This is a genomic window from Nonomuraea sp. NPDC050691, from assembly GCF_040654455.1.
Lineage (GTDB): Bacteria > Actinomycetota > Actinomycetes > Streptosporangiales > Streptosporangiaceae > Nonomuraea.
Genome location: NZ_JBFAIA010000383.1, coordinates 1 through 1,184, shown reverse-complemented (window position 1 = coordinate 1,184; position 1,184 = coordinate 1). Strand labels below are relative to the sequence as shown.

General features: G+C 44.2%; 2 protein-coding genes. Both read left to right on the top strand.

Annotation, left to right across the window (positions count from 1 at the left end):
• Positions 1 to 124 precede the first annotated feature (124 nt).
• Complete coding sequence (locus tag AB0H81_RS44960; protein ID WP_358388789.1) at positions 125 to 520, top strand: single-stranded DNA-binding protein; 396 nt, start codon at positions 125 to 127, stop codon at positions 518 to 520.
• A gap of 72 nt (positions 521 to 592) precedes the next feature.
• On the top strand, positions 593 to 1,090 hold the full coding sequence (locus AB0H81_RS44955) for a class I SAM-dependent methyltransferase (RefSeq protein ID WP_358388786.1): 498 nt from the start codon (positions 593 to 595) through the stop codon (positions 1,088 to 1,090).
• Positions 1,091 to 1,184 lie beyond the last annotated feature (94 nt).

The following is a 1,184-nucleotide window of genomic DNA, read 5'->3' as shown; positions in this document are numbered from 1 at the left end:
GAAGAGTTTATCAGGCTGTCTAGCGGCAATCCTGACATCCATATCGTAGGAATCAGGCAGTCGCAGGAAGTGGACGGCAAAACCGTCTGGAAGCCTGTCAAATCAATTTTAAAAGGAAATAAAAATGCTGAATAAAGTAATCCTCATCGGCCGCTTAGGCCGTGACCCTGAAGTGCGCTATATGCCCAACGGCGAAGCTGTCTGTAACTTTTCCGTAGCCACAAGCGAAAGCTGGAAAGACAAGAACGGACAACGCCAAGAGGCCACTGAATGGCATAACGTAACCATGTACCGCAAATTGGCAGAGATTGCAGGCGAATACCTGAAACAAGGCAGCCAAGTTTACATTGAGGGGAAAATCAAATCCCGTAAGTACACCGACAAGAACGGCGTGGAGCGCACGGCTTACGACATCATCGCAAATGAGATGAAGATGTTTGGCGGTAATGCACAAACACCAGCGCAAAAACCACAGCCAGCACAGGCAAAAGATGATATTTCGGACGACGTTCCATTCTGACCAACCACAGGCAGACGGCCTAAAACGTCCAAGCCGTTGAGATGACGGTTCATGAAATGAAAGCAAATGAAAATGAAAATACTTGACCCATGTTGCGGCAGCCGCATGATGTATTTTGACAAACAAGACCAGCGAGTTTTGTTTGGAGATATTAGACAAGAAGAGCATTACCTTAAAGACCGTGATTCAGTTCGTTACTTAGAGGTAAAGCCGGACATCAAAATGGACTTTACAAACCTTCCATTTGATTGTGCGAGTTTCCGTCTTGTAGTTTTCGACCCGCCCCATTTGGTGCGGGCAGGGAAAAAATCGTGGCTGGCCAAGAAGTATGGGAAGCTTGGCGAAGATTGGCGGAATGATATAAAAAAGGGATTTTCAGAATGTTTCCGTGTACTAGAAGAAGGTGGGATATTAATTTTCAAATGGAACGAAAATCAAATATCAACTAAAGAAATTCTATCCTTGACCGATGAAAAGCCAATTTTTGGACATGTGACCCGGAAACACAAGGCAAATCAAACGTCCACGCATTGGTTTACATTTATGAAAGAGGGAAAACATGAACGATAAACCCCAATCTGTACAGATTAAATAGGAGATTGAAATGATTACAGCAGAGCAAGCGCGTGAATTGAATCCGAAATGACGTATCGAAGAGTACAAA